Annotated in this window: 13 protein-coding genes; 6 read left to right on the top strand and 7 right to left on the bottom strand. The window is 47.0% G+C overall.

Translation table 11 applies throughout. From position 1 onward, the window contains the following. Window positions 1–34: 34 nt before the first annotated feature. Window positions 35–877 carry a DUF5689 domain-containing protein gene (locus tag HMPREF3034_RS04005; protein WP_062433414.1) on the bottom strand — a complete coding sequence of 281 codons (843 nt, stop codon included), beginning with the start codon at window positions 875–877 and terminating at the stop codon, window positions 35–37. A 12-nt stretch (window positions 878–889) separates the two neighbouring features. Continuing rightward, the gene (locus tag HMPREF3034_RS04000) at window positions 890–3,421 is read right to left on the bottom strand and encodes a TonB-dependent receptor (protein ID WP_062433410.1); all 2,532 of its coding nucleotides are present in this window, start codon (window positions 3,419–3,421) and stop codon (window positions 890–892) included. A gap of 184 nt (window positions 3,422–3,605) precedes the next feature. On the opposite strand from HMPREF3034_RS04000, the gene HMPREF3034_RS03995 reads away from it, so the two are divergent. Continuing rightward, complete coding sequence (locus tag HMPREF3034_RS03995; RefSeq protein WP_062433407.1) at window positions 3,606–4,652, top strand: endonuclease/exonuclease/phosphatase family protein; 1,047 nt, start codon at window positions 3,606–3,608, stop codon at window positions 4,650–4,652. Window positions 4,653–4,738: 86 nt separating this feature from the next. Here the strand turns inward: HMPREF3034_RS03995 and yfcE are convergent, their stop codons facing one another. Then, window positions 4,739–5,251: a phosphodiesterase gene (gene yfcE, locus HMPREF3034_RS03990; protein ID WP_036896779.1), complete on the bottom strand. Its 513-nt coding sequence runs from the start codon at window positions 5,249–5,251 to the stop codon at window positions 4,739–4,741. Then, entirely contained in the window at window positions 5,248–5,745 is a 498-nt protein-coding gene (locus HMPREF3034_RS03985; protein ID WP_369793918.1) for an Lrp/AsnC family transcriptional regulator, read from the bottom strand. The genes yfcE and HMPREF3034_RS03985 overlap by 4 nt, the downstream gene beginning before the upstream one ends. A gap of 242 nt (window positions 5,746–5,987) precedes the next feature. Here HMPREF3034_RS03985 and HMPREF3034_RS03980 point away from each other — a divergent pair, with 242 nt between their 5' ends. From HMPREF3034_RS03980 to HMPREF3034_RS03965, 4 genes are all read left to right on the top strand, one after another. Continuing rightward, on the top strand, window positions 5,988–7,112 hold the full coding sequence (locus HMPREF3034_RS03980) for a 5-methyltetrahydropteroyltriglutamate--homocysteine S-methyltransferase (protein ID WP_036896854.1): 1,125 nt from the start codon (window positions 5,988–5,990) through the stop codon (window positions 7,110–7,112). A 94-nt stretch (window positions 7,113–7,206) separates the two neighbouring features. Continuing rightward, entirely contained in the window at window positions 7,207–9,351 is a 2,145-nt protein-coding gene (locus tag HMPREF3034_RS03975; protein WP_231725601.1) for an FUSC family membrane protein, read from the top strand. Window positions 9,352–9,513: 162 nt separating this feature from the next. After that, on the top strand, window positions 9,514–10,824 hold the full coding sequence (eno, locus tag HMPREF3034_RS03970; RefSeq protein WP_036896774.1) for a phosphopyruvate hydratase: 1,311 nt from the start codon (window positions 9,514–9,516) through the stop codon (window positions 10,822–10,824). Window positions 10,825–10,922: 98 nt separating this feature from the next. Continuing rightward, window positions 10,923–11,873: an alpha/beta hydrolase gene (locus HMPREF3034_RS03965; protein WP_062433404.1), complete on the top strand. Its 951-nt coding sequence runs from the start codon at window positions 10,923–10,925 to the stop codon at window positions 11,871–11,873. Window positions 11,874–11,895: 22 nt separating this feature from the next. Here the strand turns inward: HMPREF3034_RS03965 and HMPREF3034_RS03960 are convergent, their stop codons facing one another. Next, window positions 11,896–12,297 carry a hypothetical protein gene (locus HMPREF3034_RS03960; protein ID WP_036896770.1) on the bottom strand — a complete coding sequence of 134 codons (402 nt, stop codon included), beginning with the start codon at window positions 12,295–12,297 and terminating at the stop codon, window positions 11,896–11,898. A 2-nt stretch (window positions 12,298–12,299) separates the two neighbouring features. Further along, a complete protein-coding gene (locus HMPREF3034_RS03955; protein WP_062433401.1) occupies window positions 12,300–14,171 on the bottom strand; it encodes an AAA domain-containing protein in 1,872 nt (623 codons plus the stop codon). 162 nt (window positions 14,172–14,333) lie between these two features. Between HMPREF3034_RS03955 and HMPREF3034_RS03950 the strand changes: the two genes are divergently transcribed. Further along, window positions 14,334–16,619 (top strand): glycoside hydrolase family 20 protein, encoded by a 2,286-nt coding sequence (locus HMPREF3034_RS03950; protein WP_062433565.1) that lies wholly within the window; start codon window positions 14,334–14,336, stop codon window positions 16,617–16,619. A 27-nt stretch (window positions 16,620–16,646) separates the two neighbouring features. On the opposite strand, the gene HMPREF3034_RS03945 is transcribed toward HMPREF3034_RS03950, so the two are convergent. Then, the coding region (locus tag HMPREF3034_RS03945; RefSeq protein ID WP_197421725.1) for a permease at window positions 16,647–17,029 on the bottom strand (383 nt) is incomplete at its 5' end.

Below are 17,029 nucleotides of genomic sequence, written 5' to 3'. Positions count from 1 at the left end.
ATGGTTGTTTTTTGTTTACTTGGGTAATTGATATTTACTTCACGTCGGCTTCGGTACGCACGAGTATCTGCCATGTATTGCCGTATCGGGTGAAGATACCGGTGATGTCGACAGTCTTAGTAGGTAATTTTGAAGCAGCGAAATCAGCATAGGTGCTTGTGCGAACTACAAGATTGGACGCATTATAACCAGCAAGACCACGGTTCACACAGTTGGCTGCATCAGGCGTTCCGGTAGAAGCATAGGTGTCGGTACCGTTACCTTCATTGAACTTCACGCCTTTAATGGTCATCAACTTGCCACTATTAGACTTGAGATAGTTAGCATCTTTCATCTTGTTACCATCGAAATCTTCGACCGTAACCTTTGAAGCGTCGGCCGTACCAATGAGTTTAAAGTGCTCATTCCAAATATAACGGCTCATTCGACTCACGTAACTCTTGCCACGTGCATTGGTATATGGTATACCAATCTCGGCCTGCTGACCGTATCCACCGATGTAAAGCCCCTTCAAATCTATCAAGATTTCCTGACCTACGGGCAAGAAACCAAAGAGTCCATTCTGCGAGATACAGATGAGAAGAGCACCAGTTCCGTCGTCGACAGAGATTTCGCTATAGATGTTTCCACCCACATCGTTACCCGTAACACGAGCCTTTATCTGCACATCGTCGGTGATTTCGGTGTATGTATTAGTCGTTTGATAAATGTAATCGGCATACTGAGATTTGAGTTTGGCAATGGTTATGACATTGCTTTCTTGGATTTTCTCATTGCCAAATGCATTCTTGTTATCGGGATTATCCCAATCGTTGTTCATACAGCCGGTAGCCATGAAAGTCAGTACGGCCACGATGAAATATAGAATTTGTTTCATTGCGATGTCTGTTTAGAATTTATAGGTGATGTTAAGCATACCGTTCGTGCCGTAAGCATAGAACTTCTTAGGATTGGCAGAGAACTTATAGCCACGTGTATTGCCCGAAGCTGTAGCGTCTGAGCGGCTCTGTTCGTAACCACCGGTCACGATACGACGGTTGTTAAGAATGTTGGTTACCATCAAGTTGATAGAGAGTGAACCTTTCTTCAGATAGATGTTTCGACCAATAGACCCATCGAGCATGAAACCACCCTTGCCCTTATCTTGCGAAGATACGATGTAATTGTTGCTCTCGTCCACACGTCCGAGCTTGGCAAGTACCTTCTGATAGCGGTAATAAGGGGAATAAGAGAGATAGATTCGGTCGTAGTAGTTGCCGTTGAGGTCGACATACCAGCCACCTTGATGATAACTAATGCCTGCACTCAAAGCCGTGAGAGGAGTACCCGATTCGCGCATTCCCTTGTTCAACAACACATCTGTGTCGTAGGTTCCCTTTGTACTGTTGAGGTAACGAACGTTGGCATTGTTGGCATACTTGGCTTCGCTCACAGTTCCAAGGAACTTGAGATTGAAGGCAGACGACAACTTAAAGTCGAGTCCGGCTTCTACTCCGTAGAATCGTTTGGCGTTGTTGGTTAGCGAAACATAAGAGAATGAATTGATATCATCGAAGTAGATAGGAATCCATTCGGTCACACGGTCTACATAACTATAGTATGCACTGACATTGGCATGGAGCCAAGAAGAGAGGTATTGATACCCTATCTCAGAACTAAATACACGCTCGTTCTTCAGATTGGTGACGAAATCGTTGTTCATCTCGGCAGCTTGGAAAGCTACGGAAGCCGTAGGAGCATTCCAACCATAGCTTGCGCCCATGGAGAACGTGTGTCCACGACCTGCATTCAGCGTCAAAGCCAGTTTGCCGGTTGCCTCGGCGAAGGTTGCCGTACCGCTTCCACCAAATGAATTATTGGGGAAGAGACCATTGCGCATCTTGCCATCTCGACTCATACTAGTGCCTCCGGCCTTGATAGCTGCCAATCCATGAAGACGACCAAATGTGCGGGTGAAGCTTGTCCAAGCATACCCCTTATTGACAAAGATGTTGTAGTCGTAGGCGAAGATGTCGCCCTTTCCTACCAAAGCATTGGGATGGTTAAGGTCGTATTGCAATTCGTCAGCGCCCGGAGCGTATGTACCTAAAGCGTAAGTATTAATATTGTGGAACGATGTTGCGCCCAATAAATCCTCCATAGTCTTATAATGATGTGTTCTACTGGTAGCGAGAATCACACCCAAATTCCATGTCGTGAGTTTATTAATATTGGCATTAAGCGTCGACGCAAGGGTCAACATGCTTTGGTTACTGTGACGATTTTCCACATAGTACATAGCATCTGCGCCCTGAGCCGAGGCATTGGCGTTGGCTAAATACAAGCGATCCCAGTTGACTTGCCGATTGGCTTTCGATGCCGTAAGGTAATTATAAGCCTTTGTCCATCCCACCAACGAAGCCTCGGTACGATTACCGGTGTCGGCTGGATCGAACACATCATAGTAGCTACTAGGCAGAAGCTTATAGTAATCGGGCTGTGGATTGTCGGTGTTATTATAGTTGAGTTTGGTGCTACTGTAGTGGCCGAGCTTACCACCCAAAGTGGTTGTCAACTTCATATCGTTATCTATCTTCCAATCCCATGTAAATAATGCAGAAGGAGAGAACTCGTTTACCACGCGCGAGTTGCGCTTCTTACCATTCTGATAACCCCAATATGGATTGTACTGATAGTCGTTGGCCAACCAGTAACTTTCGTCTGTGGCAGCTCCTTGAGTACCACGCTCGGTGGGATTACCCCATGTGGTGAAGCTCAGCGAATGCTGCATGCGAGAGCCAAGCACCTTTTGAACACCCAAGAAATAAGACAACGAATTGTAGAAAGTACCTTCTACATAGCCTCGACTGGCCCATCTGTAAGTAAGACCGGCAGAGAATGCCCAGCCTTTACTATTGAGACCGCTGTTGTAACTGTACACTCCACGAGCGGTATAACTACGGTTGGCCGCTGCTATAGAGACTCTATGACCTCTCGGCATGTTTACCGGACGGAAATCGTAATTGGTAGAACCGGCCATGGCAGATACCATATAAGCATTGTTCTCAAACGGGAGTGATGTATCAGAATTACGTGTCTGGTTGTTCAATCCGCCAATCAACGAGAAGCGGAATTGACCACTTTCCATATCGTTCATGGGCATACCGTTGATATAGACCTCGTTGTATTTCTGATTGAAAGCACGGTATCTGAACCGCACTGGTGAGAAAAGATAACCCACACCACTGGCATAGACATTGGAATTGGAATTGATGATGGTCACATTCTGGGTGATATTGTCATCTTCTCCAAGCTGTGATTCGGTAAAGGTGAAAGCCGATTCGTTCTGAACTTCGTTCTTTTGGCCATTACCAACAGACTGTGCAAATGCCAACGATGAGTAGCATATCGCTATCGCAGCAAGTTTAATCTTCTTTTGCATGGTTGTTTTTAAATTTGACTTTGTTTGCAAAATAAGTACTTATTTTTGAATTTCCACCTTATAAAATTACTTTTATTCATAAAAAAGGGATATTTCTCGCATAATTTTACGACATTTGCAAAGACAAGTATAGTTTTAAAATATTTGTCGGTTAACGTAATATCAAAAAGCAAAAAAGCAAGTAATGAGAAAAACAACTTTGATGCTGATGGCATGTCTCTTTGTGTCTATCATGTCTACAGCGCAGAAAAAGTTCAACGTTTATGCTGTAGGATTCTATAATCAAGAGAACCTTTTCGACACTGTTCATAACGAGGGAAAGCGCGATTACGACTTCTTACCTAATGGAATCTATAAGTGGGACAAGCTACGCTACACACATAAACTTCGCAATATGAGTAGGGCGTTGGCCGATATGGGGACCGATGTATTGCCCGGCGTGGGCTGTTCGCTTATCGGAGTGAGCGAGGTGGAAGATTCAATGGCTTTGGCCGACCTCGTGGCTCAAGAACCTTTGAAAGCCCGCAACTTCCAGTTTGTACACATAGAAGGTCCCGATAGCCGTGGCATCGACTGTGCCTTGCTGTATAATCCAAGTTTGTTCACGCCTACATGGAGCCACCTTTATCAATATAAAGACGAAGTGAAAGGTGACACCGCATTCCATACACGCGGTTATCTCACCGTGAAAGGAATCTTGGGTGGCGATTCTGTGTGCGTTATCGTATGCCACTGGCCTAGCCGTTTCAACACTTCACCCTATCGAGAGACTGCCGGTAGACAGGTGAAGAAGATAAAAGACAGCTTGTTGCAAGCCAATCCCGACCTGAAAGTGTTTGTGATGGGCGACATGAACGACGACCCCATGAACGCCAGCATGAAAGTAGAATTGGCAGCCAAGGGCGACATCTCCGAAGTTGGACCGAACGATATGTACAACCCGTTCTACGCTATTCTCGCGAAACAAGGTACCGGTACGTTGATGTACAACGGCAGTTGGAATCTCTTCGACCAAATAGTTCTTTCACCGACACTGCTTGATAAGGACGGAAAGAAAGATTTCTCAACACTGAAATATTGGAAAAAACAGATCTTCCGTCGTGATTATCTGTTCCAACAAACAGGAAAATACAAGGGTGCTCCATTGCGTACGACAGCCGGCGGAGTATGGCTTGATGGTTTCTCAGACCACCTTCCGGTAGTCGTATATTTGGTAAAAGAACAGAAATAATTCTTTTCCACCCCTTTTTATCCCCCAGCTTGATATGGCGAAACCTCTCGCCAAGCATCAAAGAGAAATTATCGTATTACCTCGTCTTATGGTAATACGATAATTTTAAATTCTCCATTCTCATACACAACCATCGTAGGCGGATTGCCACCTTTAGGAAAAGTGATGGAACCGGTGTTACAAACAGTGAGCGAGCCATGCTGTTCGAGTTTATAGAGATGCGTATGCCCATAGACGATGGCGTCGTATGGACCGCGTGGCATATTCGTTTCGTTGTAGATATGACCGTGAGTAAGTAAGATACGACGGCCACTATCAACGAGCAACATACTGTCGGCCATAATAGGAAAATCAAGTAACATCTGGTCGACTTCGGAATCACAATTGCCTCGGATAGCCACAATCTCGTCGGCCATGGCATTGAGTTCGCGCACAATACCTTGTGGGTCGAGTCCTTCGGGCAACCCATTACGCGGTCCATAGTTCAATATGTCGCCTAGAATAACAAGCATATCGCAATGCTCTTCACGGTAAAATTTCAGTGCTTTTTGCAATGCCGGCAGACAACCGTGTATGTCTGAGATGATAAGATATTTCATACGTTGTGTTTGTTTTGACTGTTGATACGTGGGAGAGGGATGCCTTGGCTGCCTTTGATTTCGCCAATGACAAAGACACTGTTCAGACTTCCGATGCAATCTATCGTACCGAGCGTATTCAACATGAACGCTTGATAATCGCGCATATCGCGAGCATGCACCTTAATAATGAAGTCGAAGTCGCCACTGATATTGTAACATTCGGTGATTTGCTCTATATTTTGCACAGCATCCATGAACTCTTGAATATAGTGTTGGGAGTGCTGTTTCAACCGAATGTTACACAATACGATGATACCCGTACCAAGTCTACGGCTGTCTAGCTGCGCTACATACCGCTTGATATAACCTTCTCGCTCCAGTCTTTTCTGTCGTTCGAAGACTGGAGTGGGCGATAGATGCACCTTGGCAGCCAACTCTTTCACTGTGAGTCGGGCATTTTGTTGTAGTTCGCGTAGGATGCGAATATCGGTTTCGTCTAGATTTTCCATCATTATACAATTGCGATAAGGGACTTACAATAGCCATCATAACCATTGCGGAAGTCTCTTTTAGTTCTTTATTCACCTCTCCAATAACACATTTTTATAGAATAATATTCTACACAAAGCATTATATTCCCGACAAAAGTAGCATAATATTCCTATTTACCAAAATTATTTGCTAGTAAAAATAAAACTATTTACCTTTGCCTTCACAACAACGAAATAAGGTAAAACGAGATAAAATAGAGACTATGAGTAAGAGAGAAGAGACTAGAGCACCGTTTAGTGCCGACATCGTAGGGAGTTTTTTGCGACCGGAAGAATTGAAGACTGCAAGAGCCAAGTATGCCAATGGAGAGATTGGCGATGCCGAACTGAAAGCCGTGGAAGACCGGCTCATCAAAGAGTTGATAGAAAAACAAATAGCATCAGGGCTACATGTCATCACCGACGGAGAATATCGTCGCAGCTATTGGCACCTCGATTTCATGTGGGGATTGCAGGGAATAGAGCACATTGAACTCGAACATGGCTACTTCTTTCATGGCGAAGAGACCACAAAAGGGTCTATCAAACTGGTCGGAGAAATCTCCGGAGAAAACCATCCATTCGTAGAACACTTCAAATACGTGAAGCAATTTGAACGTCCGGGAGTCGTGGCCAGACAGACAATCCCTGCTCCGGCACAGACATTAGCAGAACTTTTCCGTGGCGACAATGCCAAGCAAACGGAGTCTATCTATCCTAATTTTGATGAATTGGTGGAAGATTTAGCAGCCGCTTATCGCACCGTGATTCGCGACTTGTATGAGGCCGGCTGCCGAAACATCCAGTTCGACGACTGCACTTGGGGCATGATAGTTGACGAAGATTACTGGAAGGCGAAGATGGGCGACGGTGCTACTATAGAAAGCGAGGCTAAGAAGTATCTGCACGTGAACAATCTGGCACTCGAAGGCAGACCTGCCGACTTGGCAATCAACACCCACGTGTGTCGTGGAAACTACCATTCCACCTACGCATGTAAGGGAGGTTACGATGCCATCGCGCCCTATCTGTTCGCCCACGAGAATGTGGATGCATTCTATTTAGAGTTCGACGACGAGCGTTCGGGAAGTTTCGAACCTTTGAAATACATACCCGCTGACAAGAAAGTGGTGCTCGGACTGATTACCACCAAGCGTGCCGAACTTGAGAATGAACAGACTATTATCGACCGAATCAAGGAAGCCGAGCAGTATATACCGGCCGAACGACTCTGCTTAAGTCCGCAGTGTGGCTTCGCTTCGTGCGAGATTGGCAACAAGTTGACAGAAGATGAGCAATGGAAAAAGATAGCACTGGTACAGAAGATTGCTGCCACGGTGTTTGAATAATAATTGTTGTGAGTTGGCGTCTGAACGATTTTATCGTTCAGACGTCATTTTTTATGTCCTAATCCGTGGAAAATCACTACCTTTGCAGACAAGTATGAACAAATTATTAGCAAAGACATACAACGCCTTCATACGGCAATTACGACGGATTTGGATAGATTGTTTCTGGACACATCCCGACAATTTGTGGGCTCTCAAGGTGACATTGGCTATCGCCTTGATGTTGATACCATGCTGTTTATTTGGCGAACCGTTCGTAGGATGTACGTTGGCACTAGGGGCAGTAGGCGCTGCCTTAGCCGAAAACGACGACCATCCACTCGGCCGCATGCGCAGTTTAGCCGTTACCATCGTGAGTTTCGTGATTGTAAGTACAAGCGTCGAACTGCTGAAAGACTATCCGTGGCTGTTTGGTATCGGCTTGGGAGCCACGTCGTTCATACTGATTCTACTCGGCGGACTAAGTACTCGGTATCAAGGGGTGACCTTTGGTGCGCTACTCGTGTCGGTCTATGCCATGCTCGGCGCGGGCATTAAACCGTGGTACTATCAACCCATTCTGCTGCCACTTGGCGGTTTGATGTACGGCAGCATCTCTCTCTTGCTACTTTCGCTACGTCCTTATCGATTGCTGAAAGAGCAGTTGGTCGTGGCTTATGGGCATTTAGCCGACTATCTAAGCGTAAAAGCCGAACTCTTCCCATGTACGAAAGACGAGTATAAAGCGGGGCGCACACAACTGGCCGAGCGCAATATTGCCGTGGGACGCGGCATAGATAGCTGCAAAGACGTGATTTATTCGTGCCTCGATGTACTTGGTGGAAAAAGCACAGAGGGGCTCGCTCCACTTTACCATCAATGGATATTGTTGCAACAACTGCACGAGCGTGCAGCCTCAACCCATCAACGTTACGATGTGTTGAGCCGTCGTTGCAAACACCCTTTGTTACTCGAAGGACTCGGGCAATATCTTTATTGCTTGTCGGAAGCTATTCGGCACTATGCCGACACGATTATTATGGGCGAAAGATTTGCCTTACCGGCCGACTTACGATGGACGAAAGAGGTGGTAGGACACCAATTGGAGGAGAGTACCGACGACCCCGAATACGCCGCACTGTCCATGCTTTATTCCAACCTGTCGCGCATTTCGCTGCTCTTGGAACACGCCGACGACAGCCATCACAGCGAGCCTGTACCCGTAGAAACACTACAATACAAGCCGGCATCACTGAAACAACGACTTCGGGCTCTCTTCAACGAGAACCATCCGCGATTCCGCCATGCCGTGCGACTGTCTATTTGCCTAGTGGCGGGATACGCCCTTGTCGAGGCTTTCCACATGAACAAAGGCGCATGGGTGGTACTGACGATTCTCTTTGTGTGCCAACAAAGTTACGTAGCTACGCGCCAACGCCTCTTCGAACGTATCTTCGGAACCTTTGTCGGAGTAGCCTTAGGCGTCATTTGGGCTCATTTGTTACCCACCGTAGCTGGTCAAATCGTACTTTTATTATTCTCTATATTCACGTTCTTCTATTGGGTTCGCAAGCGCTACACGTATGCCGTGGTCTTCATTACCATGTTCGTGATTGCCGCATTCAACCTACAGACTGGCACCGGTATAGCCGTCATGACCTACCGACTGCTCGATACGCTGCTCGGTTCTATCATGGCTTTCTTGGCCGTAAGGTATATTTGGCCCGATTGGCAATATCGCCATCTACAGCAATTGATGACTGATGCCATCACCAAGACGCTACGCTATTTCAACACCATCTACGAGAACGATGTGCGAGGAGCCGCTTATTATCACAACAGACGCACCGCTCATCAGGCTGATAACGCCTTGGCAAAGGCTTGGAAGGGTATGCATGCCGAACCCAAGAAGAAGCGGAAGTTACAGCGAGAGGCCTATGCACTGACCTATATGCACCACTCTTTGCTGTCGTATGTATCGGCTCTTGGGGCGCATTATTACAGCAAACCACTCACAGCAGAGGATATTGAGACATGTCGATACATCACTCGCGTGATAGAACAAGTGCAGCATAACTTCTCTCCCACTCCGATAAAGACCGACCATCCCGTCACAATAGATGAGGTAAAGGCTTGGAATACCGCTTTCGTCAAGCAACTCTCCACCACCGACAACCACAACATGGTCATCTTATACAACATCTCGAAAGTGGCCGCAGAACTGTTGAAAGAGAGCATCAGTAAAAACAGAAGACGCTAAGAAAGCAGTATACGCACTGTATCAATCTCGCGCATGCGTTAATTTATATAAAATGCACCTCTCTACTGCGCATGGGAGAATGCTATGTGCGAAATTTATGCTAACTTTGCATACATAGACAATACGAATATATTTGTATTTTATAAAATAAAGAAAACAACTATGGTAATTGAAAAAGTACATGCTCGTGAGATTATTGACTCTCGTGGCAATCCTACAGTAGAAGTAGAAGTAACATTGGAAAATGGTGTGATGGGTCGCGCTAGCGTACCATCTGGTGCTTCTACCGGTGAAAACGAGGCTCTTGAGCTTCGCGACGGCGACAAGAACCGTTTCGGTGGCAAGGGCGTTTTGAAAGCTGTAGAGAACGTAAACAACGTCATCGCTCCAGCATTGAAGGGCTTCTGCGTACTCGAACAGCGCAAGATCGATAACAAGATGCTTGAACTCGACGGTACTCCTACAAAGAGTAAGCTCGGTGCTAACGCCATTCTCGGTGTTTCTTTGGCTGTTGCTCAGACTGCTGCCAAGGCTCTCAATATCCCCTTGTATCGCTACATTGGTGGTTGCAATACCTATACTTTGCCCGTACCTATGATGAATATCATCAACGGTGGTGCTCACTCTGACGCTCCTATCGCATTCCAAGAATTCATGATTCGCCCTGTAGGCGCTAAGAACGAGAAAGAAGCTATCCGTATGGGTGCTGAGGTTTTCCACGCATTGGCAAAGAACTTGAAGAAGCGCGGACTCTCTACTGCTGTTGGAGATGAGGGTGGTTTCGCTCCTAGCTTTGATGGTATCGAAGACGCTCTCGACACTATCATCGCTTCAATCAAGGACGCTGGTTACAAGCCGGGTGATGATGTGAAGATTGCTATGGACTGTGCTGCTTCTGAATTTGCTGTTCAGGAAAACGGTCAGTGGTTCTACGACTATCGTCAACTCAAGAACGGTATGCCGAAGGACGTAAAGAATGGCAAGAAGCTTACAGCTGAAGAGCAAATCGCTTACTTGGAAGAACTTATCACAAAATATCCTATCGACTCTATCGAGGACGGTCTTGATGAGAACGACTGGGAGAACTGGGTGAAGCTGACAGCTAAGATTGGTGACCGTTGCCAGTTGGTTGGTGACGACTTGTTCGTAACTAACGTGAAGTTCTTGGAAAAGGGTATCAAGATGGGTGCAGCTAACTCAATCCTGATTAAAGTCAACCAAATCGGTTCATTGTCTGAAACTCTTGACGCAATCGAGATGGCTCACCGTCACGGTTACACCACTGTTACTTCTCACCGTTCGGGCGAAACAGAGGATACTACTATCGCTGACATCGCCGTAGCTACCAACTCCGGTCAGATTAAGACCGGTTCTATGAGCCGCACAGACCGTATGGCTAAGTACAACCAGCTCATCCGCATCGAGGAAGAATTGTGCTGCTCAGCTAAGTATGGTTATACTAAGATGAAGTAAAACAGCCCTACGCCTCCCTCGCCAAAGAGAGAAGGTATTGAGCTCTAATAAATAAAGGATAGTTTCATACCATGAAGCTATCCTTTTTTCGTTTACTTATGAAACAGAAATCGTATATCGGCCGATGGCTGGGCATCCTTTTGGGAACCCTAATCATCATCATCACAGCCGCATCGTGCTACATGCTCTCGTTCTCCCTGTCTCCTAGAGACAACCGGGAAACATATGTGAAGACACAATTACAGGAAGTGGTAGCTGCAAATCCCGAAATTAAACCGTGGATAGACAGCCTGCTGCATATTCATGCACTACACGACACCATTATATATAAGGTGAATGGTGAGCGTATGCACGTCTACTATGCCTATGCACCGAGCCGTACCCCACTCACAGCCTTGCTCATCCATGGGTATAAAGACAGTGCCGTGAAGATGCTGCATATAGCCTATATCTACGCCCGAATGGGATATAACGTGCTGTTGCCCGACCTCTATGGACACGGCCTAAGCGATGGCGACCATATACAAATGGGATGGGAAGACCGCAAAGATGTCTTGCGCTGGTCAGCGTTTGCCGATTCGCTGTTCGTCGGAACGAAGCAAGTGCTTCATGGTATATCCATGGGAGCAGCCACAGTGATGATGTTATCAGGTGAAAACACCCCGTCTTACATTCGCTGTTTCATAGAAGATTGTGGCTATACCGACGTGTGGGATGAGTTTAGAGGGGAACTTTCAAACCAATTCAGCCTCCCCTCATTCCCTTTGATGTACACCACGAGTGCACTTTGCAAGCTGCGTTACGGTTGGTCTTTTGCTGAAGCTTCAGCATTAAAGCAAGTTGCAAAATGCAACAAACCGATGCTCTTTATCCATGGCACGACCGATACCTACGTACCCACCCGTATGGTTTACCCGCTCTATACGGGCAAACCGCAGCCCAAACAACTCGCCCTCTTCCCCCACTCGGCTCATGCCATGAGCTATACCGACCATCGTCAAAAGTATACCGAGATCGTAAAACGATTCGTTGGAAAATATATGGAATAACAGTAAGCCTATTTTTGCTGATCTACTCCCCCTCTTTCTTCCCGTATTCCCGTTGTAGTTCTGCTATGCGGGCATGTCGTTCCATGGAGTAGGTACCGCTATTGGCTTCTAAATAATCCAAGAGCGAGAAGGCTTTAGAGAGCAGGATGTCACGTGTCGGTCCGGTTTCTATACAACCTTCATGGTAGTATAACTCTGATAACATTTCGAGTTTCATGATGCGTTTTTCCGGGGTTTCACCCTCAAGTGCCTGCATCACTTCGTCAATAGTGGCCGTACCGTAAAACGCATAAGGCCCTACATACTGCTCATATAGTTTATGCAGTTCTTCTTTTCGAGCCGTAAACTCTTTCTTTTCCAGTACTTTGGCCAGTGCAGCCATAAACTCTTGTATGAGTCTGAGGTAGTAGTCGCGTTGTAACATCGTTATGATTCGTTTTGAATACTTTCGTATAGCTTTTTATAAAAAGGATGCTTGGTGAGCGTATCTACGTCACCTAGGATGATGAGTTTCATTCGGGCACGCGTGATAGCCACGTTCATTCGTCGCAAATCATTGAGAAATCCTATCTGCCCTTCATCGTTACTGCGCACCAACGAAATCAGAATCACATCGCGTTCCTGCCCTTGGAATCCGTCAACGGTGTTTACCGAGATGAGATGTCGATAGGATTTGAAGAATTCGCGCTTACCGATGAGGCGTCGCAAATATTGCACTTGGGCACGATAGGGAGAAATAATCCCCACGTCGATACGCTCTTCCAACACGCGCTCCTTACCTATCTTATGATAATAAGCCTCCAGTTTTTGCAACGTCAATTCAGCCTCCTCCTTGTTAATTCGGCCGAAACTCTCTCCCACGAAAGTCTCTCCTGTCGTCACTTCCGTACGCTCCCACTCAATAGGATTATCATAATCCAGAATGCCACGGAACTTGATTTGCGGCGCACTCTCTACCTGTCCGCCATAAAACCAGTCGCTCGAAAAACGCATTATCTGCTCGTTCATACGGTATTGCACCTTGAGTAGCGTCACCACTTCGGGCTTGTTTTCCACAATTCGTTCCATGAGCGTCTTACCTAGTCCGGCTTTCAACGCCGCAATACTCTTGATGGTAGGCGGCAATTGACAATGGTCGCCAGCCAAGATGACACGTGTTGCCTTACGAATAGCTATCCAACAAGCAGCTTCAAGAGCCTGCGCTGCCTCGTCGATGAAGAGCGTTCCGAACTTCTGACGGTCGAGTAAACGGTTCGCTGCACCCGTTAATGTAGATACAACAACACGAGCTTCGCCAAATAGTTGGGCATTGATGCGTATCTCAAGTTCCGCTGCTCGACTCTTCAAACGTTCCAATTTCTGATGGTAACGGTCGTCTCGGCCACGCCGTTGGCCTCTCAACTCACGTATAGCTTTCCGTATAGCCCACAGCTGGGGATAATCCGGATGCGACTCGAAGCGTCTCTCATAGGTAAACGACAACATCTTATCATTCACACGCGATGGATTACCGATACGCAGCACATTAATACCACGGTCTACCAACTTCTCCGAAATCCAGTCTACGGCCATATTGCTCTGTGCACAAACGAGCACCTGACTCTCGCGCATCAGCGTTTCGTTGATGGCTTCTACCAATGTGGTAGTCTTCCCTGTGCCCGGTGGACCATGCACCACCGCCACATCTTTAGCCCACAACACCTCGTTCACGGCCTTCTCCTGCGTAGCGTTGAGCCATGGGAAACGCGTGGCTGCAAAAGTAAATCGTTCGGCTAGGCGATGCGAATAGAACAAATCGCGCAGATAGGCCAATCGGTTTCCATCGGCACGGGTCACCTTGTCAAGTGCTTCAAACATCAGTCGGTAACTTGTTTCGTCGAAAAATAGCTGCACACCCACCATAGATGTACAGGCCTGCACATCCGACAAGCAAGCCGAGTCGGGCACAGTGACAACCATGCGCTCACCTTCTACATAGCCCACCGAACCAGTAAAAGGGAAATAATGTATGCGTCCGCTCTCACCATCGACGCGAAAGAATACCACCGGTCGGCCATACTCGAAGTTACATTCTATCTCCTCATCGGTCGTACGAAACACTTCCAGCGACAGTTGGTTCAGCGAATTATAGTAGCTTTTGCCCACTCTCAGCGGATACCAAGCATCGCCACGCTTCACCTTTCGTTGCAATCCCATCGTTTCGGTTTGCTTCCGAAAGGCTTCTTTCTCTGTGTGGTATTCCAACTCCAGCAACAATCGTTGCTGTTTAAGACTTTGTATGGTCGACGTTTCACTCATAGCTGCATGCAAAAATAGCAATAAATATGCTAACAACAAAGCCTGTCGTCATCGCTTTTTTTGAGAAAGTTACGTTGTCGGTATCTATTTTATTTCGTAATTTTGCATCTATACAATATCATTCAATCCCGTTATAACCTAATGAGAGAAACGTTTTTATCCATGAGTATACGCATTTTTCTAGTTAGCTTGGCATGGAGTTGCATGCCCTTGAAAGCTGCACAGCCATCACCGACCATCCATCTTATCCCTCAACCACAAGAGATTCAAGTTGGCGAAGGTACTTTCCTGTTCTCCCCATCTACCACGATTGGCGTGGCTCACCCATCGCAACAGCCCGTCATACAGCTATTCGTCGACGCGTTACGGCGAGATTTTGGCTTTACACCCAAGATGGTATCGACCGACCAAGCCGACATACGCATCATCACAGATAGCAGTCTAGCGGACGAAAGTTATATCCTTGACGTCGATACCAAACATATCACAATCCGCTCGGCTGGTAATAGTGGAGTCTTCTATGCGATACAATCGCTTCGCCAACTCATGCCTACGCAATCACCATGGTGCGTACCTGCTGTTACCATCAAAGACTCGCCACGCTTTGGCTATCGTGGTGTAATGATTGATGTTGCACGTTTTTTCACTCCCAAAGACCATCTTCTACAAATCATCGACTGCATGTCGATGCTTAAACTCAACCGACTTCACCTGCATTTGACAGACGACAATGGGTGGCGTATTGAAATAAAACGTTATCCACGGCTCACGTCTGTAGGCTCTAAACGCGTGGTTAGGCCGGGCAAACTCTTCCCCGAACGACGCAATCCGGAGCCCGGTGAACCGGTTTATGAGAAGGGATTCTACACTCAAACCGACATTCGAGAGATTGTATCCTACGCTGCTGCTCGGCAAATAGAGGTGATTCCCGAAATCGACCTACCTGCCCATAGCAACGCTGCATTGGCCGCTTACCCGGCATTGAAGTGTCCGGTAGTTGACCAACCCACCGGTGTACTACCCGGACTGGGTGTTGCTCGTGCCAAGATTATATTCTGTGCAGGTAACGACAGCGTATATTCTTTCCTCCACAACGTACTCGATGAGGTGATGGAGTTGTTCCCCTCGCATTACATTCACATCGGTGGCGACGAGGCCGACAAAACTTATTGGAAACGTTGTCCGCGCTGTCAAGCACGCATGAAGCACGAACATATAACCAACGAAGAAGACCTACAGGGCTATTTCATGTCACAATTAGCACAATATATACGCAGCAAAGGGCGCAAAGTGATAGGCTGGGACGAACTGACTAACAGCCAAACACTACCCGAAGGGGCTGTCATCTTCGGTTGGCGAGGAATGGGACAAGCCGCTCTAAAAGCTGCCCGACAGGGACATCCCATCGTTATGACACCGGCTCAAAAACTCTATCTCATCCGCTATCAGGGTCCCCAACGCTTTGAACCGATTACCTATTTCGGCAACAACACGCTGAAAGATGTGTACGACTACGAACCCGTACAACGCGATTGGACGTCCGCCATCACACAACAACTACTTGGTATACAAGGCTCTTTGTGGACAGAATTCTGCCAGACCACTGCCGATGTCGACTATCTGCTCTTCCCTCGCATGCTAGCCTTGGCCGAAACAGCGTGGACTATGCCCGTACATAAAGATTGGAATCGATTCTTGAAAGCCACCGACAACTACTGCGAACAACTCGGAAACATGGGTATCGTACCGGCACGTTCGATGTTTAACATTCAAGAATCGGTCGTCCCGCACAATGGGAAACTACAAGTGGCACTCGACTGTATCCGTCCCGACGTGCAAATACGGTACACTCTCGATGGCACACCACCTAGCCCGACCTCTCCCCTATACACCTCACCACTCGAAGTGTCTACCGATGTCACCATTCAGGCTGCCACTTTCCGCGATAACCATCAGGAAGGTGAGACCTTGTCATTCCCCATTCATTGGAACAAAGCCACAGCTTGCCCCATCAAAACTATGGGCGCCACCCTACCCTACACATTGACCAACGGGGTACGAGGTACCATGAAGTGCACCGATTCAGAGTGGTGCTCGTGGAATAATACCGATAGCGCATCATTCATCATCGACCTACAACGCATCCAACCCATTAAATACATCCGTCTAGGATGTATCAATAACTATGGAGTAGCCGTACATCGGCCGGCTCAAATAGACGTTTTGGCATCTAAGGATGGGCGAAAGTTCCGTCCCATAGCAACCTACCAGTGCGATGAAGCCGACTTGTTTGCCGATGGAACTTTCCGTGAAGACCTTTCTTTCGCCTTCCAATCAAAGGCTCGATATGTCAAGATACAAGTGCGTGGAGCTGGTATTTGTCCCCCATCCCACGTCCGTCCCGGCCAAAAATCCCGTTTCTTCTTCGACGAGGTGATAGTGGAATAAAGATGAGAAGAATGGAATGTTCTTTTTCTACAGACTAAATATAAAGTTGTAGAAGTAGCCTAGTATCACGATAAAAAGTGTGACTGTCCCAAAATAAATACCAATGAGTCGCCACGTCATGACTTTTTTCAACAGTGTAGCTTCCGGTAACGAAAGTCCTATTACTGCCATCATGAACGCCAAGGCTGTACCCATGGGAATACCTTTAGCCACAAGCACTTGAATGACAGGTACAATTCCTGCGGCATTAGCATACATGGGGACAGCCAATATGACGCTGAGTGGCACTGCAACCCATTGATTAGCTGCCATATATTCAGCGAAAAAGCCTTCCGGAACTATTGCTGTCTGGTAAAACTTAAATAGCCTATAAATCCTTGAGGGTGTGTCAAAATTGATATACTCTCTTT

Source organism: Prevotella sp. DNF00663 (assembly GCF_001553265.1).
Lineage (GTDB): Bacteria > Bacteroidota > Bacteroidia > Bacteroidales > Bacteroidaceae > Prevotella.
This window is presented reverse-complemented; position numbering and strand designations above follow the sequence as displayed.

What these genes read in the sequence shown, in the direction of transcription:
- HMPREF3034_RS03995 (WP_062433407.1), top strand. Translation starts at nt 3,606, where the DNA reads ATGAGAAAAACAACTTTGATGCTGATGGCATGTCTCTTTGTGTCTATC.
- HMPREF3034_RS03955 (WP_062433401.1), bottom strand. Translation starts at nt 14,171, where the DNA reads ATGAGTGAAACGTCGACCATACAAAGTCTTAAACAGCAACGATTGTTG.
- HMPREF3034_RS04005 (WP_062433414.1), bottom strand. Translation starts at nt 877, where the DNA reads ATGAAACAAATTCTATATTTCATCGTGGCCGTACTGACTTTCATGGCT.
- HMPREF3034_RS03950 (WP_062433565.1), top strand. Translation starts at nt 14,334, where the DNA reads ATGAGTATACGCATTTTTCTAGTTAGCTTGGCATGGAGTTGCATGCCC.
- HMPREF3034_RS03980 (WP_036896854.1), top strand. Translation starts at nt 5,988, where the DNA reads ATGAGTAAGAGAGAAGAGACTAGAGCACCGTTTAGTGCCGACATCGTA.
- HMPREF3034_RS03965 (WP_062433404.1), top strand. Translation starts at nt 10,923, where the DNA reads ATGAAACAGAAATCGTATATCGGCCGATGGCTGGGCATCCTTTTGGGA.
- eno (WP_036896774.1), top strand. Translation starts at nt 9,514, where the DNA reads ATGGTAATTGAAAAAGTACATGCTCGTGAGATTATTGACTCTCGTGGC.
- yfcE (WP_036896779.1), bottom strand. Translation starts at nt 5,251, where the DNA reads ATGAAATATCTTATCATCTCAGACATACACGGTTGTCTGCCGGCATTG.
- HMPREF3034_RS04000 (WP_062433410.1), bottom strand. Translation starts at nt 3,421, where the DNA reads ATGCAAAAGAAGATTAAACTTGCTGCGATAGCGATATGCTACTCATCG.
- HMPREF3034_RS03985 (WP_369793918.1), bottom strand. Translation starts at nt 5,745, where the DNA reads ATGATGGAAAATCTAGACGAAACCGATATTCGCATCCTACGCGAACTA.
- HMPREF3034_RS03975 (WP_231725601.1), top strand. Translation starts at nt 7,207, where the DNA reads ATGAACAAATTATTAGCAAAGACATACAACGCCTTCATACGGCAATTA.
- HMPREF3034_RS03960 (WP_036896770.1), bottom strand. Translation starts at nt 12,297, where the DNA reads ATGTTACAACGCGACTACTACCTCAGACTCATACAAGAGTTTATGGCT.